Annotated in this window: 22 protein-coding genes; 10 read left to right on the top strand and 12 right to left on the bottom strand. The window is 66.2% G+C overall.

Translation table 11 applies throughout. From position 1 onward, the window contains the following. Positions 1 to 2: 2 nt before the first annotated feature. The 6 genes from fahA to P3W85_RS31385 form a co-directional block, all read right to left on the bottom strand. A complete protein-coding gene (fahA, locus tag P3W85_RS31360) occupies positions 3 to 1,265 on the bottom strand; it encodes a fumarylacetoacetase (RefSeq protein WP_276267621.1) in 1,263 nt (420 codons plus the stop codon). Between the two features lie 110 nt (positions 1,266 to 1,375). Next, positions 1,376 to 2,716, bottom strand: a complete 1,341-nt coding sequence (gene hmgA, locus P3W85_RS31365) for a homogentisate 1,2-dioxygenase (protein ID WP_017225367.1) — start codon at positions 2,714 to 2,716, stop codon at positions 1,376 to 1,378. A gap of 82 nt (positions 2,717 to 2,798) precedes the next feature. Next, the gene (locus tag P3W85_RS31370) at positions 2,799 to 3,038 is read right to left on the bottom strand and encodes a DUF2783 domain-containing protein (RefSeq protein ID WP_276267623.1); all 240 of its coding nucleotides are present in this window, start codon (positions 3,036 to 3,038) and stop codon (positions 2,799 to 2,801) included. A 20-nt stretch (positions 3,039 to 3,058) separates the two neighbouring features. After that, a complete protein-coding gene (locus tag P3W85_RS31375) occupies positions 3,059 to 4,837 on the bottom strand; it encodes an FAD-dependent oxidoreductase (RefSeq protein ID WP_276267624.1) in 1,779 nt (592 codons plus the stop codon). A 102-nt stretch (positions 4,838 to 4,939) separates the two neighbouring features. After that, positions 4,940 to 5,899 (bottom strand): MBL fold metallo-hydrolase, encoded by a 960-nt coding sequence (locus P3W85_RS31380; protein ID WP_017228924.1) that lies wholly within the window; start codon positions 5,897 to 5,899, stop codon positions 4,940 to 4,942. Between the two features lie 694 nt (positions 5,900 to 6,593). Then, complete coding sequence (locus P3W85_RS31385; RefSeq protein ID WP_017228923.1) at positions 6,594 to 6,986, bottom strand: helix-turn-helix domain-containing protein; 393 nt, start codon at positions 6,984 to 6,986, stop codon at positions 6,594 to 6,596. 266 nt (positions 6,987 to 7,252) lie between these two features. On the opposite strand from P3W85_RS31385, the gene P3W85_RS31390 reads away from it, so the two are divergent. Continuing rightward, positions 7,253 to 7,861 carry a TetR/AcrR family transcriptional regulator gene (locus tag P3W85_RS31390; RefSeq protein ID WP_017228922.1) on the top strand — a complete coding sequence of 203 codons (609 nt, stop codon included), beginning with the start codon at positions 7,253 to 7,255 and terminating at the stop codon, positions 7,859 to 7,861. 231 nt (positions 7,862 to 8,092) lie between these two features. Next, a complete protein-coding gene (locus P3W85_RS31395) occupies positions 8,093 to 9,067 on the top strand; it encodes an alpha/beta fold hydrolase (RefSeq protein WP_430869660.1) in 975 nt (324 codons plus the stop codon). 322 nt (positions 9,068 to 9,389) lie between these two features. On the opposite strand, the gene P3W85_RS31400 is transcribed toward P3W85_RS31395, so the two are convergent. Beyond that, complete coding sequence (locus P3W85_RS31400; RefSeq protein ID WP_276267625.1) at positions 9,390 to 10,409, bottom strand: zinc-binding alcohol dehydrogenase family protein; 1,020 nt, start codon at positions 10,407 to 10,409, stop codon at positions 9,390 to 9,392. 456 nt (positions 10,410 to 10,865) lie between these two features. On the opposite strand from P3W85_RS31400, the gene P3W85_RS31405 reads away from it, so the two are divergent. Beyond that, a complete protein-coding gene (locus P3W85_RS31405) occupies positions 10,866 to 11,558 on the top strand; it encodes a GntR family transcriptional regulator (protein WP_017227094.1) in 693 nt (230 codons plus the stop codon). A 42-nt stretch (positions 11,559 to 11,600) separates the two neighbouring features. On the opposite strand, the gene yedA is transcribed toward P3W85_RS31405, so the two are convergent. The 3 genes from yedA to P3W85_RS31420 all read right to left on the bottom strand — a co-directional run bounded on the left by yedA (position 11,601) and on the right by P3W85_RS31420 (position 14,098). After that, positions 11,601 to 12,479 carry a drug/metabolite exporter YedA gene (gene yedA, locus P3W85_RS31410; protein ID WP_276267626.1) on the bottom strand — a complete coding sequence of 293 codons (879 nt, stop codon included), beginning with the start codon at positions 12,477 to 12,479 and terminating at the stop codon, positions 11,601 to 11,603. Positions 12,480 to 12,910: 431 nt separating this feature from the next. Continuing rightward, entirely contained in the window at positions 12,911 to 13,096 is a 186-nt protein-coding gene (locus P3W85_RS31415; RefSeq protein ID WP_276267627.1) for a hypothetical protein, read from the bottom strand. Positions 13,097 to 13,246: 150 nt separating this feature from the next. Beyond that, positions 13,247 to 14,098, bottom strand: a complete 852-nt coding sequence (locus tag P3W85_RS31420) for a HEAT repeat domain-containing protein (protein WP_346430304.1) — start codon at positions 14,096 to 14,098, stop codon at positions 13,247 to 13,249. A 334-nt stretch (positions 14,099 to 14,432) separates the two neighbouring features. Here P3W85_RS31420 and ppk1 point away from each other — a divergent pair, with 334 nt between their 5' ends. Beyond that, the gene (gene ppk1 / locus P3W85_RS31425; protein WP_430869659.1) at positions 14,433 to 16,568 is read left to right on the top strand and encodes a polyphosphate kinase 1; all 2,136 of its coding nucleotides are present in this window, start codon (positions 14,433 to 14,435) and stop codon (positions 16,566 to 16,568) included. Positions 16,569 to 16,730: 162 nt separating this feature from the next. Here ppk1 and P3W85_RS31430 read toward each other — a convergent pair whose 3' ends face one another. After that, the gene (locus P3W85_RS31430) at positions 16,731 to 17,129 is read right to left on the bottom strand and encodes a DUF4156 domain-containing protein (protein WP_276267630.1); all 399 of its coding nucleotides are present in this window, start codon (positions 17,127 to 17,129) and stop codon (positions 16,731 to 16,733) included. Positions 17,130 to 17,363: 234 nt separating this feature from the next. On the opposite strand from P3W85_RS31430, the gene P3W85_RS31435 reads away from it, so the two are divergent. The 3 genes from P3W85_RS31435 (at position 17,364) to P3W85_RS31445 (ending at position 19,025) form a co-directional block, all read left to right on the top strand. Next, entirely contained in the window at positions 17,364 to 17,942 is a 579-nt protein-coding gene (locus tag P3W85_RS31435; RefSeq protein ID WP_276267631.1) for a DUF2975 domain-containing protein, read from the top strand. A gap of 6 nt (positions 17,943 to 17,948) precedes the next feature. Further along, positions 17,949 to 18,176, top strand: coding sequence for a helix-turn-helix domain-containing protein (locus tag P3W85_RS31440; protein WP_017227100.1), 228 nt, complete (start codon positions 17,949 to 17,951; stop codon positions 18,174 to 18,176). A 534-nt stretch (positions 18,177 to 18,710) separates the two neighbouring features. Continuing rightward, complete coding sequence (locus P3W85_RS31445; RefSeq protein ID WP_276267632.1) at positions 18,711 to 19,025, top strand: hypothetical protein; 315 nt, start codon at positions 18,711 to 18,713, stop codon at positions 19,023 to 19,025. Between the two features lie 12 nt (positions 19,026 to 19,037). On the opposite strand, the gene P3W85_RS31450 is transcribed toward P3W85_RS31445, so the two are convergent. Then, entirely contained in the window at positions 19,038 to 20,051 is a 1,014-nt protein-coding gene (locus P3W85_RS31450) for an aldo/keto reductase (protein WP_276267633.1), read from the bottom strand. A 146-nt stretch (positions 20,052 to 20,197) separates the two neighbouring features. Between P3W85_RS31450 and P3W85_RS31455 the strand changes: the two genes are divergently transcribed. The 3 genes from P3W85_RS31455 (at position 20,198) to P3W85_RS31465 (ending at position 23,354) form a co-directional block, all read left to right on the top strand. Then, positions 20,198 to 21,121, top strand: coding sequence for a LysR family transcriptional regulator (locus P3W85_RS31455; protein ID WP_276267634.1), 924 nt, complete (start codon positions 20,198 to 20,200; stop codon positions 21,119 to 21,121). A gap of 153 nt (positions 21,122 to 21,274) precedes the next feature. Then, positions 21,275 to 22,162, top strand: coding sequence for a LysR family transcriptional regulator (locus tag P3W85_RS31460; RefSeq protein WP_276267635.1), 888 nt, complete (start codon positions 21,275 to 21,277; stop codon positions 22,160 to 22,162). Continuing rightward, the gene (locus P3W85_RS31465) at positions 22,155 to 23,354 is read left to right on the top strand and encodes a YbfB/YjiJ family MFS transporter (protein ID WP_276267636.1); all 1,200 of its coding nucleotides are present in this window, start codon (positions 22,155 to 22,157) and stop codon (positions 23,352 to 23,354) included. The genes P3W85_RS31460 and P3W85_RS31465 overlap by 8 nt, the downstream gene beginning before the upstream one ends. Positions 23,355 to 23,378: the final 24 nt, after the last annotated feature.

The raw sequence follows: 23,378 nt of genomic DNA on the forward strand, positions 1-23,378 counted from the left end.
GCTTAGCGGGCCGGCAGGATCTTGCCCGCCACCTCGCCAAACCCGACCCGATAGCCCTCGCCCTGGCACCAGCCGGTCATGACCACTTCGTCGCCGTCTTCCAGGAAGCCGCGCTTGGCGCCGTCCGCCAGCGTCAGCGGCTCGGCGCCGTTGCGGGTCGCCTCCAGCAGGCTGCCGTAGGAATCCGGCGTGGTGCCGCTGATGGTGCCGGAGCCCATCAGGTCGCCCACGCGGACATTGCAGCCCGACACGGTGTGGTGCGCCAGTTGCTGCACCATGGTCCAGTACATGGCCTTGAAATTGGTCTGGCAGATCGTGGTGGCCTGCGCGGCGCCTTCGGGGCGCAGCGAGACTTCGAGCGCGATGTCATAGGCATTGCGCTGCGGCTGCTGCAGGTAAGGCAGCGGCTCGGGCGACTGCACCGGATTGTCGCGGCGGAACGGCTCGAGCGCGTCCATGGTCACCACCCAGGGCGAGATAGAAGTGCCGAAGCCCTTGCTGTTGAACGGTCCCAGCGGCACGTATTCCCACTGCTGGATATCGCGCGCGCTCCAGTCGTTGAGAATCACCATGCCGAACATATGCCCGGCCGCTTCGGCAGTGCTGACCGGCTCGCCCAGCGTCGAAGGCTTGCCGACGATAAAGGCCATCTCCAGCTCGTAGTCGAGCTTGCGGCAAGCCGTGAAGATCGGGCGCGGCTCGTTCGGCAGCTTGATCTGTCCGTTCGGGCGGTGCAGCTCCGTGCCGCTGACCACCACCGAGCTGGCGCGGCCGTTATAGCCGATCGGAATCTCCAGCCAGTTCGGCAGCAGCGCGTTCTCCGGGTCGCGGAACATGCGGCCAACGTTGGTAGCGTGCTCGCGCGAGGAGTAGAAATCGGTGTAGCCGGGAATATCCACCGGCAGGTGCAAGGTGGCCCAGGCCATCGGCACCAGCGCCTGCTCATGCAGCGCGGACTTGCCGCGCAGGGTGTCGTCGTCCGCCGACAGCAAGGCCGTCAGGCGCTGGCGCGTTTCGGTCCAGACCGGCTTGCCGAGCGCGATGAAGGCATTGAGCGTGGCGCCGCCGAAGACGCCCTTGGTCGAAGCCGGCAACAAGCCAGCCGCATCCAGCACGGCCAGGTCGAGGACGAAATCGCCAATGGCGACGCCCACGCGCGGGCCCTGCCCGTTCGAGGAAAAGATGCCGTAGGGCAGGTTCTGCAGCGGGAAATGCGTAACGCCATCATTGGCGGATTCGATCCAACTCTGCTGGACAGTGGTCATCGGGGGCTCCGAGAGGAATGACAAGGGGGTGCCGGCATGGTTGTCTGCACGGGCACCCGGGAAGCGAACATCATCGGCCCGGCCGGCCGCGGCCAACCGGGCATCCGGGCTTAGCGCTGATTCGGGTTGAAATGCTTCTTCAGCCCTTGCCAGCACCGGTAGTAGTCGGCTTGCAGCTCGGCCGATTCCGCCGCATACGGCGTCGGCCGGATCACGGCCGGCGTCTCGAACATAAAGGCCATGGTATCGCTGATGCGGTGCGGCTGCGACGTATCCGCGGCGGTGGCCTTGGCGAAGGTCTCCGCGTCCGGGCCATGGCCGCTCATGCAGTTGTGCAGGCTGGCACCGCCAGGAGCGAAGCCCTCGGCCTTGGCGTCGTACACGCCTTCGATCAGGCCCATGAACTCGCTCGCGATATTGCGGTGGAACCAGGGCGGGCGGAAGGAATCCTGCATGGCCAGCCAGCGCGGCCCGAAGATGACGAAGTCGATGCTGTCCACGCCCGGGGTATCGGAAGGGCTTTGCAGCACCAGGAAGATCGACGGGTCCGGATGGTCGAAGCTGATCGAGCCGATCGTGTTGAAGCGGCGCAGATCGTACTTGTACGGGGCATAGTTGCCGTGCCAGGCCACTACGTCCAGCGGCGAGTGGCCGATCGGCGCGCGCCACAGGTTGCCCTGGAACTTCGCCACCAGCTCGAAATCGCCCTCGCGGTCTTCGTACCACGCTACCGGCGTGAGAAAGTCGCGCGGGTTGGCCAGGCCATTCGAGCCGATCACGCCCAGGTCCGGCAAGCGGAACAGCGCGCCATAGTTCTCGCAGATATAGCCGCGCGCTTCGCCGTCCGGCAGTTCCACGCGGAAACGCACGCCACGCGGCACCACCACGATTTCCTGCGGCTCCACTTCCAGCAGGCCCATCTCGGTCGCCAGGCGCAGGCGGCCCTGCTGCGGCACGATCAGCATCTCGCCGTCGGCGTTGTAGAAGAAGCGGTCGGTCATCGACCGGTTGGCCAGGTACAGATGGATGCCGCAGCCGTTCATGGCTTCCGGGCCGCCATTGCCGGCCATGGTCACGATGCCGTCGACAAAGTCGGTCGGCTCGCTTGGCATGGCGGGCGGGCTCCAGCGCATCTGGTTGGGCGACGGCGGCACCTCGTCGAAGCGGCTGACGAGGCGCGACTGCGCCATGCGCGTGAACGGCTCGTGCATCGCGCCCGGGCGGATACGGTATAGCCAGCTGCGCCGGTTGTGCGCGCGCGGCGCCGTGAAGGCCGTGCCCGAGAGCTGCTCGGCATACAGCCCGTAGGGTGCGCGCTGGGGCGAGTTCTGCCCCACCGGCAAGGCACCGGGCAGCGCCTCGGTGGCGAATTCGTTGGCAAAGCCCGACTGGTAGCCAGGTGCGCCATGCTCGGGCAAATGCGCCGGAACGTTCAGTTGCGTCTGCGTCATGTCTTGGGTCTTCCTCTCTCTGGTACTCACGTACTCGTACGTACTCGTTCTCTCGATATGAGAAGCGGCTGGCCGCGCAGCCTCAAGCCGCGGCCGCCGGTTGGGCGGCGGGCTGGTGGCCAGCCCGTTCGAGCGCGCCCGCGCGGGCGCGCTCCATGGCTTCCTGCAAGATGGCAAGATCGCCGATGTGGTTGGCCAGCAGCAGGATCAGCTGCGCGTTGGCGGACTGGCTCTGGGCGTCGGACAGGTCGCGGTGCATGTCGATCAGCGCCTCGTAGAAATCGTCCGGACGAGCCAGGTTGGGTTCGGTGATCAGTGGCATTGGCAGGTCTCCCAGGCAATTCACGCAATCGCAGCGGCGGTGGCGCCGGCAGCAACGCCGGCCACGCCGCCACTGCCTTGCTCCCATCCCAGCGCGCGCCGCAGCGCAGCCCCTACCCGGCCCGGATCGCATGACCGCCAGCGTGCGCATACGTGCTGGTCGGGACGCAGCAGGTAGGCAGTGCCCGGACGGCCATCGTAGCGGCGCGCCAGCAAGCCTTCGCTGTCCTCGATCAGGCTTACGCCTGCCGGCGCCGGATGCGCGGCGGTAGCGCCTCCCTTGCCCGCCGGGGTCACGCACAGCACCCGCAGCGGCGTCGCGGCGGACGCCAGCCCCAGCAAGTCCGTCAGCAGCGGCACCGGCAAGCCGCCCGGGCCCGCGAAGACCATGGCGGTAAAGCGCTCGCCCAACTGGCCCAGCAGCCACGCGGCCTGGCCCTGCGCTCGCACCGGCGCATCCGCGCACGGCGCGCCCGGCACCATTTGTCCGGCAAACATCCCCTCGCCTGTCGCGTCCGGGCCATCCGGCGTATTCAGCACCGATCCGGCCAGCACCGCAGGCACCGAGAGCCGTCCGCTATTGACCAGCTGGCGGGCAAAGGCATGATGGCGCGCCAGGATCAGCACGGCGTCGCGGAAGACTCGGCTCGCGGGCGTCTTGGGCGTAATGAAATCGGTCGAACGGGTCGAGTTGCGGATATTTTCGTCGGCGGCGTACTCGCGCTCGCTGGCATAGCTGTCGAGCAAGGCATCGGGCGCGTTGCCGCTCAACACCAGCGCGAGCTTCCAGGCCAGGTTCTCCGCGTCCTGCACCCCGCTGTTGGCGCCGCGCGCGCCGAACGGCGAGACGCGGTGCGCGGCGTCGCCCGCAAACAGCACGCGGCCGTGACGGAAGCTGTCCATGCGCTGGCACGAGAAGGTGTAGACGCTGACCCATTCCAGCGTGAACGCCACATCCTCGCCCAGCAACGCCCTGATACGCGGGGTCACGCGCTCCGGCTGCTTTTCCAGATCGGGGTCGGCGTCCCAGCCGAGCTGGAAATCGATGCGCCACACATTGTCCGGCTGCCGATGCACCAGGACCGACTGGTTGCGGTTGAACGGCGGGTCGAACCAGAACCAGCGCTCGCTCGGAAATGGCGCGGCCATCTTCACGTCGGCAATCAGGAAACGGTCCTTGAAGACACGGCCCTTGCTCTCCAGGCCCATGGCGTGGCGCACCGGGCTGCGCGCCCCATCGGCCACCACCACGTAGCGCGCCCGCAGGGCATAGTTGCCATCGGGTGTTTCCACGTCCAGCGTCACCGCGCCAGCGTCCTGCGCAAGCCCGGCCACGCGATGCCGCCAGCGGACCGACAGATTGGCGAGTTCCGCGGCGCGCTCCACCAGGAAACCTTCCACGTAGTACTGCTGCAGGTTGATGAAGGCAGGCCGGTGGTGACCGCTCTCGGGCATCAGGTCGAAGCTGTAGACCAGGTCCCGGTCGAAGAAGATCTTGCCGACGTTCCAGCTGACGCCTTTGTCGACCATGCGCTGGCCGCAACCCAGGCGGTCGAAGATGTCCAGCGTGCGCTTGGCAAAACAGATGGCCCGCGAGCCGGCCGACAGCGTGCAATCGTCGTCCAGCAGCACCACGGGCACACCCCGCTGGGCAAGGTCGATGGCCGCGGCCAGTCCCACCGGGCCGGCGCCGATCACCACCACCGGATGCGTGGGATGCGCATCGGCGCCCGGCTGCGGCGCGTGCTGTTCGGCACAGGGCTGGTACGCAAAGGTACGGGCCTGGTAGTTCGTATCCATCGTGTCTCCATCCAGCCATGACCGCTGGCGCGGCTCTTGCGGCTATCGCCATGGGGCAGCGGCGCAGCCGCGCCGCCGCGGATCATCGTCCTCCGCCTCGCCTCACTCCTGCAGCGCCTTCCACATATCCTTGTCTCGCTGCGCGGTCCAGATGCGCGGATGCTTGATGCCGCTGGCTTCATCGTAGGCGCGCGCCACATCGAAGGGCAGGCAGTGTTCATAGATGAAGACCTGGCCGAACTTCTGGTCCATGGCCGCGCGCGTATGCGCCATGGCGCCTTTCAGGTCCAGCTTCTGCGCCACGGCCTCCCTGCCGCGCTGCAGCAGCGTGCTGACGAAGTCACGGGTGTAATCCAGGCCGCGCCCGACCATGACGGGGTCCGTCAGGGCCGGTCCACGGCCGGGAATCAGGGCCACCGGCCCCAGCGCGCGCAGCGCCTCGAGCGTGGCCGGCCATTCTTCGAGCTGCGCATCGCCGCAATAGCAGGCGGCGTCGTACTCGACCAGATCGCCGGAGAACAGGATCTTCTGCGAAGGGATCCACACCACGGTGTCGCCCTTGGTGTGGCCCGGACCAAGATGCATGATCTTGACTTCCAGCTTGCCGAGATAGAGCGTCAGTTCGCGTTCGAACACCAGGTTGGGCCAGGTCAGGCCCGGCACGGTCTCGACGCCGGCGAACAGACGCGGGAAGCGCTCGATCTCGGACTTCATGTCGGCCTCGCCGCGCTCCACGATCATCTCGTAGGTGCCGCGGCTGGCGATCACGTTCTGTGCGCCTTCCTTGAAATAAGCGGAGGCCCCCAGCACCCGCACCGCGTGGTAGTGCGACAGCACCACATGCTTGATGGGCTTGTCGGTAATGGCGCGGATGCGAGCGATCAAGTCCTGCGCCATCGCCGGCGTAGCGGTGGTGTCGACGATCAGAACGCTGTCATCGCCAATGATCACGCCGGAATTCGGGTCGCCCTCCGCCGTATACGCGTACGCGTTATCCGACAGCCTGGTGAAGGTGACCTGCTTTTCCTGCAGATCCGCCTGCGATGCGAAGGCCTTGCTCATGGTTGCTCCTCTTTTAGTGGAACCGGCGCCCCGCGGGATGCAGGGCAACCCTGCCGTGGCATGGCAGGATGGCGCCGCAGGGGACTCCAGGCGACCGGCGATCACGCTCGCGGCGGTCTTCCACCAGCTGCGCGCGCCGGTATCGCCACCAAAAATTACACAATACGTAATCGATTTACTATATCGTAATCTCAGCTTTCGGGCGTGTCAAACCACAATGAGATGCCGCACGGGCGGCGGGCCGTGAAAAACAAGGAGCGCCAGCCCTGCTAGAAGGTTAGGCGGGAAGATGGGAAACGGCGGGAAACCTGGAAAGGGCTAGACGCTAAAGAGCTGGATGCGCCGCTTCGTCGCGTAACGCAAAGCCGATGTTCTGCCCGGCCCGGGCAGCAAGCAGCCGGGTGCGGCGTTACTCCGTGGGAGAACGCAAGAAAGACAGCAAGGGAAGGAAGCGGCAGTTCCGGAGGCGCAGCGGAGGCCGGCAGCGCGACGCTGCCTCCTCCCGGCCTGATGACCGTGGGCGGCGATAGCACGCCGCGAGCGTATGCCAGCGGCCCCTGGCGGTCGCGGACGCGCCCCCCCAGGCATACAAGGCAAGCCACCCCAAGGCAGACGCGTGGGGGCGCATCCGCCTTGGGTATGGCCCGCTTGGGTCCGTTCCGGCCGCAGACCCGACCGGAACGGATGCAAGCAATCAGGCTGGCTTGTGACCTTCGCCCGGGCTCGACGCAAAACCCGAACCGACCGGGGAGGCAGGTGCGGGGCTCGCGGCGGCGGGGGTGGCGGCAGGCGCTTGCCCAGCCATCGAAGCGGCCGTGACGCCGCCATTGCGGCTGGCAATAAACGCGTTGACGTCGGCGGCAAGGTGCTGGGGAGCCAGCACCACTTCAAGCCCCAGCGCCTCGCAAGCCGCTAGGAAAGTCGACATGCGGGGGTCGGCTTGACCCGATTCGGCCCGCAAGTAAGCTTCCCGGGAAATTCCGGCCTTACGGGCGACGTCTTCCTGCTTGAGCTTTCGCGCTCGGCGCAACGCCCGCAGTTGCCGGAACGGTTCGCTAGCGCCTCTAGGCACGGCTGTACTGTTCATGTCGGTCTCCAGTCACCAGTGAAAAAAAAAGTGCGCGGACGTGCATTCGAGTATAGAGCACGCAAAGCGTTCCGTATGTAATCAAGGCAACACTTTGTGCAGATTTCTTGCAAGCGCCCTGCGCAGGCTCTGCCGCACCTGTCAATAGGTCCGATAGAGCACAATCATCTGCCTCCGTGTGACATAACGAGCTACCCGGCAATAGGTTGACGACGGCGCACAGGCGGATCGTTGACAAACCGACCGGTCGTGCTATTCTTACAATCATGCAAAAAGGTCAGATCACGCGCGCAGCCATCATCGAACAGGCCCTCGACACCGCGGCGCGGGTCGGTTTCGAGCAGTTATCGCTCGCCACGCTGGCCGCCGACACCAGTATGTCGAAGAGCGGGCTGTACGCCCACTTCAAGTCCAAGGAGGCCCTGCAGCAGGCGGTGCTCGGGCTGGCCCTCGAGCGTTTCTCCGACATCGTGGTGCGGCCGGCCATGCGCCAGCCGCGCGGCAGCCGGCGGCTGCAGGCGTTGTTCGACGGCTACCTGCTATGGCTCGGGGGATCGGTTACCAAGGGGCGCTGCCTGTTCATGGCCCTGGGCCAGGAGTACCGCGACCGCCCGGGTGCCATCCGCGATATGGTGGTGCAGTCGATGAAGGACTGGCACAGCGCGATTGCGCGGGTGGTGGCCGATGCCATTGAAGAAGGCGACCTCTCCGCCGCTCAGGATCCGCGGCAATTCGCTTTCGAGATGATCGGCATCGGCATGGCGTTCCAGCAATCGTTCAAGCTGCTGGGGCGCCAAGATGCCGAGACCATGGCCTGCCGGGCCTTCGAAGGCTTGCTCAGGCGCGCCGAACTTGCGCTGCCGGCTGGTCTCTAGCCTGGCTGCACATGGCTGTGGGGCTGGGGATTTCGCGCACCTGAACGGGGATCTTTTTGCACCGGAACAGGGAAAAAAGAGCCCATGAGGCATGCGTGCAGACCCGCATGGGACGACAAATCAACGTCATATTTTTTTATATTAAAAATAGCACGACTGGTCGGTCTTTTATGTAAAAGAGAGAGATTGCGCATGCCAAAACCGACCCGAAAATTGCAGGTTTCGCTGGAGATGTCCGTCGTGACGCAAACGCTTTCCCCACCCCATCAGCCTCGGCATGCGGCGCGCGGCGCCGGCACGCCAAGGCACTGGTCGCGCCTGCTCTGGCAATTGGCCGGACACTTGTATCCGCCTGGCGCTGCGCGGGCGCTGGAACGCGAATGGTTCCGGCCTCCGCGCGGCACCGGCCCGGACCATGCAGGCCGCGAACTGCTGGCGCAGGCGCGGATGGACTGGGCGCTGGTGACCGGACAGGGAGCCAGCCGCCGGGTGCGCGTCTACCGCTGGGGAAGCAGCGGCCCCGCGGTGCTGCTGGCGCACGGCTGGGGTGGCCATGCCGCCCAGTGGCAGCCCCTGGTTGCCCCCCTGCTGGCGGCGGGCATGCGCGTGGTGGCATTCGATGCGTTATCGCATGGCGCTTCCGACGCAGGCGCGCGTGGCGCGGACCAGACCTCCGTGGTGGAGATGTCACGCGCCTTGCTGGCCACGGCATGGCATGCCGGGCCGATACACGCCGTGGTATCGCATTCCCTCGGGAGTGCCGCGCTGGCGCTGGCGATACGCGAAGGCTTGCACTTGCAGGCCGCCGTCATGATCGCGCCGCCGGCCGACATGCACCGCGCCGCAGCGGCCCTGGCCTGGCGGCTCGGCATCGGCCCGGCGATCCTGGCCCGCATGCAGCGCAGCAGCGAGCGCTGGCTGGGCATGCCGTGGTCGGCGCTCAATGTGCCGGCGCTCGGCCGCATCCGCCCGGTGCCCCCTACCCTGGTCGTCCACGACCGGCAGGACCATGAAGTTTGCTGGGAGAACGGCGCGGCGATTGTGGGCGCCTGGCCCGGCGCGAAGTTGATGACCACCGAAGGACTTGGGCACCGGCGCGTGTTGCGCGACGCCGGGGTCATTGCCAGCACGGTGGATTTTCTCGGCTCCATGGCCGCCTTGCCGCGGCATGCCAGGACAAGCGGGGTGGCCGCGCTGCACGCATGACGCATGCCCTGCTCAAGCTGCCTGGACTAGACATCCGCCAGGGTTTTCTACCGCGCCCTGCAGACAAAGCGGGTTCGTGGCATGCCACGAACCCGCAGCAGGCGGATGATTGAAAATAATGGCGGTTAATTGCGTACCAGCACCCGCAAGAGCAGAAATGGCCCAGCAAGGACAACCCCAAGGGTCAAGCGAGCAGGTTTCTAAACATGGCAATCTGCTGCAAGCGGCGAGGCAGTCGTGGTGCTAAGGATTCAGGAGATGCGAGGCCACTTGCTCGAATGGCACCCGCCCCAAGACCTGGAACGCCCGTAATACCCTGGCCTTAGAACCACCCTTCCAGCACCAGCTTGCCGATCGTCTGGCCGCCCTCCAGCATGGCGTGGGCACGCCGCAGGTTGGCGGCGTCGATGCGGCCGAGATGCTCGCCCAGGGTAGTCTGCAAGCGGCCGGCATCGATCAGCCGCGCCACCTCGTTGAGCAGGCGGTGCTGCTCCACCATGTCCGCCGTGCCGAACATCGAACGGGTAAACATGAACTCCCAGACAAAGCTGGCGCTCTTGGTCTTCAGGTCGCCCACCGGCAGCGCGCCGCTGTTCTCCACGATCGAGCAGATTTTGCCCTGCGGGGCGATCACGGCCGCCATCGCGCCGAAATGCCGGTCGGTATCATTGAAGCAGAGGATGTAGTCGACTTCGGCAAAGCCGAGGCCGCGCAGTTGCGCCGGCATGTCGCCGCGATGATCGATGGTGTGGTCGGCGCCCAGCTTGCGGCACCAGGCGGCCGACTCGGGGCGTGACGCGGTGGCGATGACGGTCAGCCCCGCCAGCGTCTTGGCCAGCTGGATGCCGATGGAGCCTACGCCCCCTGCTCCGCCGATCACCAGGACGGAGCGCCCCGCATGTTCGCCCCGTGGCGACACGCCCAGGCGATCGAACAAGGCCTCCCAGGCCGTGATGGCGGTCAGGGGCAGCGCCGCGGCGTGCGCGAAATCGAGCGAAGCGGGCTTATGCCCGACGATGCGCTCGTCCACCAGGTGGTATTCGCTATTGGCGCCAGGCCGGGTGATGCTGCCCGCATAGAAAACTGGATCGCCCACCTTGAACAAGGTCACATCCGGGCCCACGGCGGACACCGTACCGGCCGCATCCCAGCCCAGGACGCGGGGTGCGGATTCCACCTTGCCCTTGGGCGCGCGCACCTTGGTGTCCACCGGATTGACGGCAATGGCCTCCACCTTGACCAGCAGGTCGCGCCCTTCCGGCACGGGGGTGGCGATCTCGACGTCGACCAGGGATTGCGGGTCGTTGATCGGCAGGTAACGGGTCAGGCCAACGGCTTTCATTGCGGGCTCCATCAAGCAGGTTCTGCGGTTCTGCGGCACGGGATCGCGCCATGACCTGAGCGTAACCCTGATCGCCCTCGCCGATTAGCCGGAAAATAAAACAATCAATTTCCGGGAATTCAGGAAAATCCGGTGCCGCCACCCTGTGCGGATGGCGTTGCCGCCGCCAGGATCTGCCCTCCGCCGAAACCGGATTGCCGTGGCGGATCTCCGCCAAACGTCATGCGAATCGCGCAGTACTTGATCGAACGCGCCCGCGGCCTGGCCGGACAGGCATCTCGGGGCCATCGGCGCGCAATGCCGGGGCCCCATGGTGACGGATATTCCGCCAGTGTGATGTTGCCGGACCTGGAGCGCGTATCATGATGGCGACCGGGCAATCCGGCGGCCCTGCGAGGCTGCCGCGCACGGCCCGGCAACGATAACGCTACGACCACGGCTCTTTCGCAGTCTCCCATGATTTCCGCTGATCCCAACGGCGCCGCAGGCACCGGTCCCGATGAATCCCTGCCCCGCGCCGAGCGGGCCTACCAGCACCTGCGCAACGCCATCCAGGCAGGGCAACTGCCCTCCGGCACCCGCCTGCGCGAAGTGGAACTGGCCGCCGCGCTGGGCCTGTCGCGCACGCCGGTGCGCGAAGCGCTGTCGCGCCTGGAATCCGAAGGCCTGGTGGTCAACGAGCCCAACCGCGGCATGATGGTGACCCGGCTCGACGCCAGCATGGTCAGCGAGCTCTACGTCATGCGCGAGGTGCTGGAAGGCACCGCCGCCGCGCTTGCCGCGCGCCACGCCACCGATGTGGAAATCTCCCTGCTGCGCGATATCGTCCAACGCGACCTCGCCATCGCCGACGAGCCGGACAGGCTCGCCACCAACAACCGCCTCTTCCACGAAACCCTGCACCGCTGCGCGCATAACCGCTACCTGCTCAAGACCCTGCGCTCCCTGCACGAGTCGATGGCACTGCTGGGCCGGACCACGCTGGCGCTGCCGGGGCGCGCACGCGTCTCCTACGAAGACCATATCGCCCTGGTGGAAGCGCTGGAGCAACGCGACCCCGCGCTGGCCGAACAGATCACGCGCCGGCATATCCAGCAGGCCTACAAGGCGCGCCTGTCGATGTGGATCGAGGAACAATCCCAGTCCTGAGGCACCGCCATTGCAGCGGTTTCCCAGTGCCGGATCCGGGATTCATGTGGACGCGGCCACCCTGGCGCCACGCCAGGTGCCCAGGCTGAGCACAGCCAGCGCGGCCAGGATCAGCGTTACCGCCCCCCAGGTCTGCGGCGCGATCTGCTCTCCGCCCAGCCACGCGCCCACGGCAAGCGCCACCGGCGGGTTCACGTAGACGTAGCTGGTAGCGATCGTTGGCGAAACATTGGCCACCAGGTACATATAGGCGGAAAACGCCACCAGGGACCCGGCCACCACGAGGTAGCCCCAGGCCCACCACGCCTGGCTGCTGACCGCCCGCGGCCATGGCTCGCCGGTCACGGTGGAAATGACGAGCAACGCGACCCCGCCCAACAGCATCTCGGCGGCAAACGCAACCGCGCCGCGCGGCAGGTCCATGCGCCTGGGAAGCTGCGAGCCGAACGACCAGCTGGCGATGGCAAGCAGCAGCGCCCCGACGCCCGCAGGACTGGCGCGGAATTCGGCGCCACCGGTCAGCACCAGGATGCCCAGGCTGCCCAGTGCGATGGCCAGCCCCTCATACCAGCGCGGCCGCGCGCCGAAGCAGAATCCCCAGAACAAGCCAAGGATCGGCATCGAGCCGATCATCACGGTCGTCGCGCCGGAGGAGATGGTCTGCTCGGCCACCGCCGTGAGCCCCATGCCGCCGACCAGCAGGAAGCCAGCCAGCGCCGCGCAGTTGCGCCACTGCCGCAGCGTCGGCATGGAAGCGCCGCGGTACCACAGCCACAGGGCGAGCAACAAACCCGCGCACATAAAACGCGAACCCATCATCAGGAAGGGAGGAAAGCTCTCCAGCGTGAAGCGGATGGCTAGATAAGTCGTGCCCCATACCAGGTAGGTAATCGTCAGGCAGAGCAGCAGGCGGGGAGACATGGGGGGCGCGGGAGGCTCTTTTGGGGGCCTCCACGATAGCGCCATCCTGTGCGGCAGTAAAAGGAAAATGTCTCGCAAGGCTTGCGAGCCGATTTCGCAAGAGAATGTCCATGAGCGAAAACGCCCGCGATTCCGCGATTCCGGCGCACCAATAAAAAAACCGGCCAAAATGCGTTGCGCTCCGTGGAGCGACGCGTTGGCCGGTCTTGCCGCGTGGAAAATCCCCACGCAGGTTTCACGTAGTGCCCGGCTGCCCTCGTCCGGGTGCATGCCTTGGCGCACGCCAGCGAGCAACAGTGGTACTCGTCAAACCAAAACTACATGTATCAACAATCAGCTACAAACAAAAACAACTACAGCGCACTACCGCAACAATAACGATTCAGACTTCTTGGTAACTTCGGGCTTGGTGTCAGTCAGTGCTCAGGCGATCAGCCGTTTGCAAAAACGACCTTGGCCTTGCGTGCCTGGTTTTGCAGGCGGGCCACGAGGCTCTGGACGGCGGCGATGGCGCTCTTCACGTCTTCGACGAAAGCGGGGCTGCGGGGACCAAGTTCGCGTTTCATCAGTTCGCGTTCGAGTTGGTCGGTCATCTTGATGTCGGTATGGGTGTTCATGGCTTTCTTCCTTTCAGGGATAACCCTCATCGGGTTTTCCCTAATTGTAGCAAAAGGAATGGCGCAGCGCAGCATTAGGTGAATGTACGTATGCGAGAAAGCCACAACGGGTGGTGAAAGGCGGCATTGGACAGCCCAAAGTGCGGCCTGCTACGCGTAGTGCACCGTTCCGATGCTGACGCGGCGGGATCTGCCACGCTCGCCGAGCGTCGCGTCGCATTCGAGTGCCTCGATCGCCTCCTCAAGCGCTTGCCTCACATCGTCGAGCCGTTTCGGCAGTGCCGACAGCGGAGCGCGCAGCTCTGCCACGTCGCAGATCTCGGCCAGCGCCTGGACAGCCTGCTGCCGCACATGGGGATCGCTGTCGCCAAAGCTGCCCGTCAGCAACGGCAGCACCTTGCCGGGCGTGAAGAAGCTCAGCGCCCAGACAACCCGGCGCCGGACGTCCGGCGACGGCTCACGCTCTAGCCGCGACGCCAATGGCGCGACCGCCTTATCGTCGCCGATAGCCGCCAGCGCCAACGCCGCCTCGCTGCGCACCCCGTCGTCGTCACTCAGCAGTCCAAGCAGCGGCGCCATCGCACGCGGATCGGGTTGTTCCCGCAAGGCTTCAACGAGACCTGCGCGCGCATCTGCCTGCGTGGTGGCGAGCGCGTCGATCAGATGCGGAATGACTGCGGGGTCGCCATGGCGCGTCAGCGATTTCGCCAGCGATGCCTTCACTTGCGCATCCGCATCGGGGGCGCACAGAAAGGCCAGCGCTTCCGGCGGTGTTACGGCGCCGCCGGGCAGCCAGAGTGCTTCGGCTGCCGACTGCTGAACTTGCCGGCTCGGGTCCTGGAGGCAACCCAGGATCAGGGCGGCATGGCCCGTCGCGTCGATACGGCCGATGGCCTCGATCGCCTTGCACCGAACCTCGTGGTCGCCGTCCCGCAACGCACCGGCAAGAAACGGCACGGCCCGTGCATCGCGCAGGCTGGCGAGCGCGGCGCCGTTCGTCAGGGGGCTGCGCCTTCAAGGACGCGATCAGTTCTTCGATTTCGGCCGGCGCGCGCGCCACGTTATCACAGGCGCTTCGTCCATCAGGCGAACCCGGGCTTGCGCCAATGGCGATGCCAGCACTGCGCCGATCAGCCATGCAGAGGCAACGCGCACCACCGGCGGCCCCGGTTCCGCCCCTCCAACACCAAGACGGCGGCGCCCTGTACGTTGCGCGACACACACAAGGGACAGTTTGCGCACACCACTGGCTCCCGCGCCTCGCAGCGCGGTAATATCACGCTACCAGTTCATCGTTTCCCGATGATCCACACCAGAGAAAGGATTGAAGCCCATCATGGCTGAAGGCTCGGCTGCCCCGCTACAGGTCGTCCCTTCCCTGCCCCTCCCCGCGGGTGATGCTCGCGGCGCGCCGCCGGATTTCCTGTCCGGCGCGCATCCGATGTTCCTGAACCGGGACGCAGGCCTGCTCGAATTCAACCGGCGGGTGCTCGCGCAGGCGAAGAACCGCGATATCCCCCTGCTCGAGCGCCTGCGCTTTCTTTGCGTCTTCAGCAGCAACCTCGACGAGTTCTACGAGATCCGCGTCGCCGGGCTCAAGGAGCAGATCAAGCTCCAGGCCGCCGTTCCCGGCCCGGACGGGCTCGACGCCAGGCAGGTCTATGCGCTCATCAGCGCCCGTACGCACGAGCTGGTGGCGGAGCAGTACCGCCTGCTCAACGAAGTGCTGATCCCCGAACTGGACCAGCAGGAAATTCGCTTCCTCCGCCGCCCGCACTGGTCGCAGCAGCAGGCCGAGTGGATCCGCGACTATTTCTTCCGCGAGCTGATGCCGGTGCTGACCCCGATCGGCCTGGATCCGGCGCACCCGTTCCCGCGCGTACTCAACAAGAGCCTCAACTTCGCCGTGGAGCTCGAAGGCCGGGACGCTTTCGGCCGGGAGGCGGGCGCGGCCATCGTGCAGGCGCCGCGCGCCCTGCCCCGCGTGATCCTGCTGCCGAAGGAGGTCTCCGGGTGCGAACACGGCTTTGTGTTCCTGTCGTCCATCCTGCACGCCCATGTGGGCGAACTGTTTCCCGGCATGCGCGTGTGCGGCTGCTACCAGTTCCGTGTCACCCGCAACAGCGAGCTGTTCGTCGAAGAGGAAGAGATCAAGAACCTGCGCGCAGCGCTGCAGGGCGAATTGCCGCAGCGGCACTATGGCGACGCGGTACGGCTTGAAGTCGCGGACAACTGCTCCGACGAGATGACGCGGTTCCTGCAGAACCAGTTCGGCCTGGAGGACCCCGAGGTCTTTGCCGTAAATGGCCCGGTCAACCTGGTACGGCTGCTGCCGGTGCCCGACAGCGTCGAGCGCGACGACCTGAAGTATCCCCCGTGCCGGCCAGGGCTGCCGAAGACGCTGGTGAACCAGCCCGACATGTTCCGCGCCATCCGCGACGGCGATATCCTGCTGCACCATCCGTACCAGTCGTTTTCCCCTGTGGTCGACTTCATACGGCAGGCCGCGGAAGACCCGGATGTGATGGCGATCAAGCAGACGGTGTACCGCGCCGGCAACGACTCGGCCTTGCTGCAGGCGTTGATCGGCGCCGCGCGCAGGGGCAAGGAAGTCAGTGTGGTGGTGGAACTGCTGGCCCGCTTCGACGAGGAGGCCAATATCAATTGGGCCGCGCAGCTCGAGGAGGCCGGAGCCCATGTGGTGTACGGCGTGGTCGGCTACAAGGCGCATGCCAAGATGGCCATGGTGGTGCGGCGCGAGGGGAAAAAACTCAGGCGTTACGTGCATCTGTCCACGGGCAACTACCACTCGCAGACAGCCCGGCGTTTCACTGACTTCGGCCTGTTCAGCTGCAAGGAAGCCATCGCGGACGATGTGGCGAACGTGTTCTCCCAGCTGACCGGCCTGGGCCACCCCGGCACCCTCGCCCAGTTATGGCAATCGCCCTTCACCATGCACTCGGCGCTGCTCGACGCCATCCGCCGCGAAGGCAAGCATGCCAAGGCCGGCCGCAAGGGACTGATCATCGCCAAGCTGAACGCGTTGCTGGAGCCCAAGATCATCCAGGCCCTGTACCAGGCGTCCTGCGATGGCGTGCGGATCGAACTGATCGTGCGCGGCGGCTGCGCGCTGCGGCCCGGCATACCGGGCCTGTCGGAGAACATCCGGGTGCACTCGGTACTCGGCCAGTTCCTCGAGCATGCGCGGATCTTCTACTTCTACAACGACAAGGCGGAAGACGTCCGCCTGTCCAGCGCCGACTGGATGGAGCGCGACTTCTTCCGCCGCATCGAGGTGTGCTTCCCCGTGCTGGACAAGGCCCTCAAGAAGCGCGTCATCGAGGAAGGCCTGAAACTCTACCTGAAGGACACCCGCGACACCTGGGAAATGGATTCGGATGGCAACTACCGGCGCCGCCGCGGCCGCCGCGGCATCTCGGCCCAGAGCACGCTGATCGGCGCGCTGGCCTGATCCGGCCTGATATACCGCGCGGCGTCGTTCGGCGACGGCCTGTCGATTTTCGCAGGCTGCCGCCAGGCCGGGCACGCCCGCTTCGACAGCATGCATCCCTGGCACCATGCCCGGCGCGCACCGATGGCGATTACCGTGCCGCGCCCGGTCGGGCGGCCTGCCTCAGCCGGGCATTCGCGATCCGGGCGAGGCCACCGCAGCGCAGCGGTACACATTGCCGGACAGCGTCACATTGGTCTGCTCCAGGCGATCCTTGCCGCCGGTCTGGCCAGCGCGCTGGGTAAGCAGGTACACCACATTGCCGCCCATTGCCGCTGCCTTGTTCTTGAGGTCATTGCGCGCGCCGGTTTCCAGGTCCGCATTCGACGTCACGGCGCCCCGTACTAAGTCGCCCTGGCTGCCGGTGACATCCCCGAGGTAGGTACATCCCGCGCCCGGCTCGTTGTGGGTGATCCTGACCGCCGTGGCGGCCGGACTGGCCAGTTGCGTGGGCGCGCAGGCGGCAAGCACGCAACCTGCCCCGAGCCATGCAATGGCCTTGGTGACGACGCCGATGCGCATCGTCCATGGCCTCGAAGGAAGCCCGGCGCCCGCGGCGTGCGCGGGCGCGCCGGAAGATATCGCCAGCGCAGTAGCAGGCACGAGCGCGCATGCCAGATGAAGGCGCAGGCGGCGAAGAACAACGATAGAGCGCATATAATTTAATCTCCAACGAATATAAATTATCGCAAAACGATAAGATATTTCCTTTTTACAGCAAATATTCGTATCATGCAATCCCATCAGGAGACTGGCATGCCAAGTCCGCTTGCCCCTTCATTGCCGGCTGACGCCGCAATGCGTCGCGTCAGCGCCATTGCACGCCGGATGCAATGGCTCACGCTTTGCGGCATCGCCATGACGCTGGCCGGCATGATCGCCCTCTGGTTCTGGCTGTCCGATGCAGCGCTCGAGCAGCACCTCCGCCGGTTCCTGGAGATCCGGGCAGCGGAGTACCGGGTACTGGTGTCGATGCCGTACCGCCTGGCCGGCTTCGTCATCACGGCGGGTGCGGCGAGCGTGCTCGTCGGCGGCCTGATGGAGGCGCGCAAGCTCTTCGCCGCGTTCGCGCACGGTATGGTCTTCACGCTGGAAACGGCTTTGCGCCTGCGCCGCGTGGCGCTGATGGTGACGGCGTTCAGCGCGGTGGTTCCGCTCACCAAGACGCTGCTGGGCTTGGCCCTGGTCAGCGGCGATGGCCCCGGCCCCTACATGCTGGTGATCGTCAACTTCGGCGATTTTGCGCTGGGTCTGCTGGGTGGCTTGCTGCTGGCGATCGCCTGGGCGATGGTGGAAGCGGCCCGTATCGCCCGGGAGAACGAAGGCTTTGTTTGAGACGCCATGACCATTCTTGTCAGACTTGATGTCCTGCTTGCCGAGCGCAAGATGAAATCGCGCGAACTTGCCCAGTACATCGGCATCACCGAGCCCAATCTTTCCCTGCTGAAATCCGGCAAGGTCAAGGGCATCCGCTTCGATACGCTGGAAAAAATCTGCGAGGCGCTGAACTGCCAGCCAGGCGATCTGCTGGAATACCGCGCAGATGCGCCCGCGGATGATCAAGCCTAGCTTGCCCGCCTGGCACGCCCGTCACGCGCCATTTCGCTGAAGCAAGCCGCCCGAACTGCAAACAATTGTCTCGCCTGGCTCGGGCGTGGCGGCAGGAACGGCCACCAGCATGGCTTTGCGGCAAGTGGCGCGCGAGCCCCCCCATGGAGTGATATCGCTTCGAGTGCGTCATTGCGCATACTCGCAGCTACTTCAACCACTCGCCCCCAAGCGGGCACGGAGCGAGGCGCACATGCTCATCCTTTCCTATTGCAGCTACGCAGTCATCTGCATCCTCGCGTTGTGGCAAGTGATACGTTGGGCGGACAAGAATCACCCCGCCCTGCGGGAACGTCGGCCGCAGGGAACCACGGCGGGCGAGACCGGCAGGATCCCGGAGCGGGAGCTGCCGGGAAGCTAGCGCCGGATCGCCGGGATCGGCCAAGAGCCTTGCCGATCGCGCCCTTGCAAATCCGGGAATACTGTATATATTTACAGGTACTGTATGCATGAACAGTAGCCAACAGTCTTTCCCAGAATTTACAGGAGCCGATCATGGAACACCTGGTCCGGGTACAGAACGAATATGACAGGCAAGTCCTGGCCTGGCTGCGCGCGCGAATTGGCGACGCCGCCCTGCAGGCCGCGGCGCAGCGGCTGACCGGCGACCGCAAGCCTTACCTGTCGACGATCTGCCGCAGCCTGAACGTGACGCCACCGAGCCGCCGCGCCCTGCGCAGCCAGGCCACCCGCGCCAGCCGCGAAGTCGGGGAGCGCTACCTGGCCTCGATCCGGCAACTGCTTGCAAGACCCGCACCAGCGCAGCACGGCTCGCTGAACCAGGAGCATCCGCGGCAGCAGCCGTGCTAGGCCTGCGCGGTCTCAGCGTTCGCTGTCGAGAAACGCCATCTGCTCGGCACCGTAGCGCGTGCCGGCCACGGCATCGCCGGGCACGGCCTGCTCGATGCGGGCCATATCCGCGGGGGACAACGTCAGCGGCAGCGCGCCCAGCGCGCCTTCCAGCTGCTGCAGCGTGCGCGAGCCGACCAGCGGCACCAGTTGCACACCCAGCTCGCGCCCCTTGGCCAGGGCCCAGGCGATCGCCACCTGCACGCTGGTGGCGCCCAGCCCCCGCGCAACCTGTTGGAGCGCGTCCACGAGTTGCCGGTTGTGGTCCAGGTTCTCCCCGCTGAAGCGCGGCAGGTGGCTGCGAAAGTCCTCCGGCCCCTTGGGCCTGGAGCCGCCAAGCAGGCCGCGCGACAGCACCCCATAGGCGGTCACGCCAATCCCAAGCACCTTCAGCAGCGGGAAGATCCTGGCCTCCGGCCCGCGGCTGAGCAGCGAGTACTCGATCTGCAGGTCGCTGATAGGATGCACCTTGTGGGCGCGCTCGATGATGTCCGGCCCCACTTCGGACAAGCCGATGTAGCGCACATAGCCAGCCTTCACCAGGTCGGCGACAGCGCCGATGGTCTCCTCCACCGGCACCGACGGATCGTGCCGGGCCATGCGGTAGATATCGATGCAATCGGTGCCCAGGCGCTGCAGGCTGTAGGCGGCGAAGTTCTTCACGGCTGCCGGTCGGCCGTCCATGCCCAGCCAGCCGTGGTCCGGCGAGCGCAGCGCGCCGTACTTGACCGAGACCAGCGCCTGGTCGCGGCGCCCCTTCAGCGCCCGGCCGATCAGCATTTCGTTATGGCCGGCGCCATAGAAGTCCCCCGTATCCAGCAGGTTGATGCCGGCATCGAGCGCGGCGTGGATGGTCGAGATGCTTTGGCCGTCGTCGCTGGCGCCGTAGAAATCCGACATGCCCATGCAGCCCAGGCCAAGGGCGGAAACCTGTCGCGGGCCATGCGCGCCGAGGGCAATGGCGGGAACGTTGCGCAATGCGGTCATCTTGCTTCTCCTTCAATCGGTTCGTTGATCGGTTCGTTGATCGGTTGTGCGATGAAGCCAGTCTATTGTGCGGTTCTTTCCGAATAAACTACGATTCGGAGAATCACTGTTCACACCAATCAAAACAATCAGCGACGTACACCCCCATGAGCATCGACCGATTCAAGTCCATGGAAGTCTTTGTCCGCGTGGTCGAGCTTGGCAGCTTCACCCGCGCGGCGACCGCGCTGCATCTGCCCAAGGGACGTGTCACCACCATCATCCAGGAGTTGGAGACGCATCTGGGCGCGCGGCTCCTGCATCGCACCACGCGCCGGCTGAGCCTGACCGACGATGGCATGGTCTACCACCAGCGCGCGGTGGCGATGCTGCAGGAAATGAATGAACTGGAAGGTGCGCTCGGCCATGCCGTGGTGACGCCCGCTGGACGGCTCCGGGTGGACGTGCCCGCCGCCACTGGCCGCCACATGATCGCGCCCGCACTGCCGGAATTCTTCCGCCGCTACCCGCAGATCGTGCTGGAACTGGGCAGTTCCGACCGTCCGGTCGACTTGATCGCCGAAGGCGTGGATTGCGTGATTCGCGGCGGCCTGGTGCATGACGAAAGCCTGGCCGCGCGGCACCTGGGCGAACTGGCGGTGGTGACGTGCGCGGCGCCCTGCTACCTGCAACGGCATGGCACGCCCGCCACGCTGGCGGACCTCGACCAGCATCGCTTCGTGAATTTCTTCTCGGCCAAGACCGGGCGCATATTCCCCTTCGACTTCCGGCGCGGCGACGAGGCCTATGAAATCAACCGGCCGCACTGGGTCGCGGCAAACGATGCCGACACCTATATCGCCGCGGCCGTAGCCGGCATGGGCCTGATGCAAAGCCCGGCCAACCGGATGATCCGGGAACACCTGGCCAGCGGCCGGCTGGTGCCCGTGCTGCCCGACTGGAACGCCGGCACGCTGCCGTTGGTGGCCATGTATCCGCGCAACCGCCACCTGACGGCGAAAGTCCGCGCCTTTATCGAATGGGCGGCGGAAATCTTCCGGGCCGAGCTTGCGCCACCACCGTTGCCCTGACCGCCTCCGGTGCTACTCCACTTTATCCGCTGTCCCTGCGCCGCCCTGCCGGGTGTAGGACTTCCTTGACTTATTCATCCTTATAAATGATAGTAAGCAAAAATACGTTCTTCTTTTAAGAACGTAAAGGTCTCTGTCTACAAGAGGATTGCCGTGGATCTGGCCGAACTTGAGATTTTCCGGGCCGTGGCGCTTGAGCAAAGCGTCACCCGTGCCGCCAGGAGCCTGGACCGCGTGCAGTCCAATGTGACCACGCGCGTCAAGCAGCTCGAGGAGGAACTGGGTGTAGCGCTGTTCCTGCGCGACAGCAAGCGCATGACGCTGACGCCCGAAGGCCAGCGCTTCCTCGCTTACGCCGAGCAACTGCTGGCCCTGGCCGAGGAAGCCCGGCAATCCATGCGCCGCGACGTTCCCACCGGCAAGCTGCGGGTGGGCAGCATGGAGAGCTCGGCGGCCAGCCGGCTGCCCCGGCCACTGGCGCGTTACCACGGCAAGTGGCCGGATGTGCAGATCGAAATCCAGACCGGCACCACGCAGGCCCTGATCGATTCCCTGCTGGCGCACCGGCTCGATTGCGCCGTGGTCGCCCACCCCGCCGAAGGGACGCCGGCCACGCTCGACATGGACGTGCTCGGCCCCGGCCTCGAAGGCGCCTTCCTCTTCACCGAGGAACTCCTGCTGGTGCTGCCGCCCGGCCATCCGCCGGTGCGTGCGCCGCAGGACATCCTGCCGCGCAGCCTGGCCACCTTCGCACGCGGCTGCACGTATCGCATGTGCGCCGAGGCGTGGCTGGCGGGCGGCGCCGAGACCCCGCGGCCTGCCCCGAATATGCTCGAGCTGGCTTCCTATCACGCCATCCTGGCCTGCGTGGCGGCCGGCTCGGCGGTCGCCATCCTGCCCAGGTCGCTGCTTGCGCTGCATCCCGATGCTACGGCGCTGCAGACCGTGCCGGTGCGTACCGCCCACACCTTCCTGGTGCGGCGCTCGGGGTTCATCACCTCGGCGTACGAAGCCTTCCTGCAGGAGTTGCAGCGTGGCTAGGATCCGCTCCGGCCCGGTGCGCGGGGACGCATCGGCGCGCACCGCCCTGGCAGCGTGGCTGCCCTTGCTGCCCTCCTTGGCCGCCGCGCTGGTGCTCGCGGTGGGCATGGGTTTTGGCCGCTTCGCGTTCACAGGCATGTATCCCCTCATGGTCCGCGATGGCCTGCTGAGCGTCAGCGCCGGCTCGCTGGCGGCCTCGGCCAACTATGCGGGCTACCTGGCGGGCGCCCTCGCCATGACCCGCAGCCCGGAGCGCGCCGCGCCCTTTTTGTGCCGCGTGGCCTTGCTCGGCACCGCCGCGTGCCTGCTGGCGCTGGCGCTGCCGGCGGCCCCCGGGTTCTTCATCGCGGTGCGCTTCCTGGCGGGCGTATTCAGCGCGATCGCGCTGATTGCCGCCTCCGTCTGGCTGTTCCATCTGCCGGGCCAGGCGCACAGCGCGCCTCTGCTGTTCTCGGGCGTGGGTGCCGGCATCCTGCTCTCCGCCGAACTGATCGCGGCCGGCAACGCCGCCGGCTGGCACAGCCCTGTGCTATGGAGCGCGCTCTGCGCCGGCTCCGCCGTGCTGGCCCTGCCCGCATGGCCGCATTTCGGGGCCAGCCGTGCGCCGCAGCCGCCGCCGTCACCAAACGCGCCGGGCCATGCCGGCTATCCCGCCGCCAGGACCGGGGACCCCGGGCCATGGCCGCTGGTGGCAAGCTACGGCCTGGCCGGCTTTGGCTACATCGTGACCGCGACCTACCTGCCGCTGTTCGTACGCGACGCGCTCGGCCATATCGATCCGGTCCATATCTGGGCGGCCTTCGGCCTTGGCGCCGCACCCTCCTGCTTCTTCTGGCATGCGCTGCACAACCGCCTCGGCACGCGGCGTGCGCTCGCGCTCAACCTGCTGGTGCAAGCCGTGGGCGTCATCCTGCCTGCGCTGAGCCAGGCGGCGCCATCCTACCTGGCCAGCGCGCTGCTGGTGGGCGGCACCTTCGTCGGGACGGTGACCATCGCCATGCCGGCGGCAAAGCGCATGGCGCACGCCGTCAGGTTCAACCTGCTGGCTGCCATGACCGCCGCCTATGGGGTCGGCCAGATCGCCGGCCCCCTGGTTTCCAATGCGCTGATGGCGCACGCCCAGAGCTTTGCCGGCCCCCTTGCCGCGGCCACCGTCGCCTTGCTGGCGTCGACCGCCGCATGCTTCCTTTAGCAGACACCCCCGGTATCGCAACAA

The sequence above is a fragment of the Cupriavidus basilensis genome (assembly GCF_029335485.1).
In the GTDB taxonomy this organism is placed as follows: domain Bacteria; phylum Pseudomonadota; class Gammaproteobacteria; order Burkholderiales; family Burkholderiaceae; genus Cupriavidus; species Cupriavidus basilensis_E.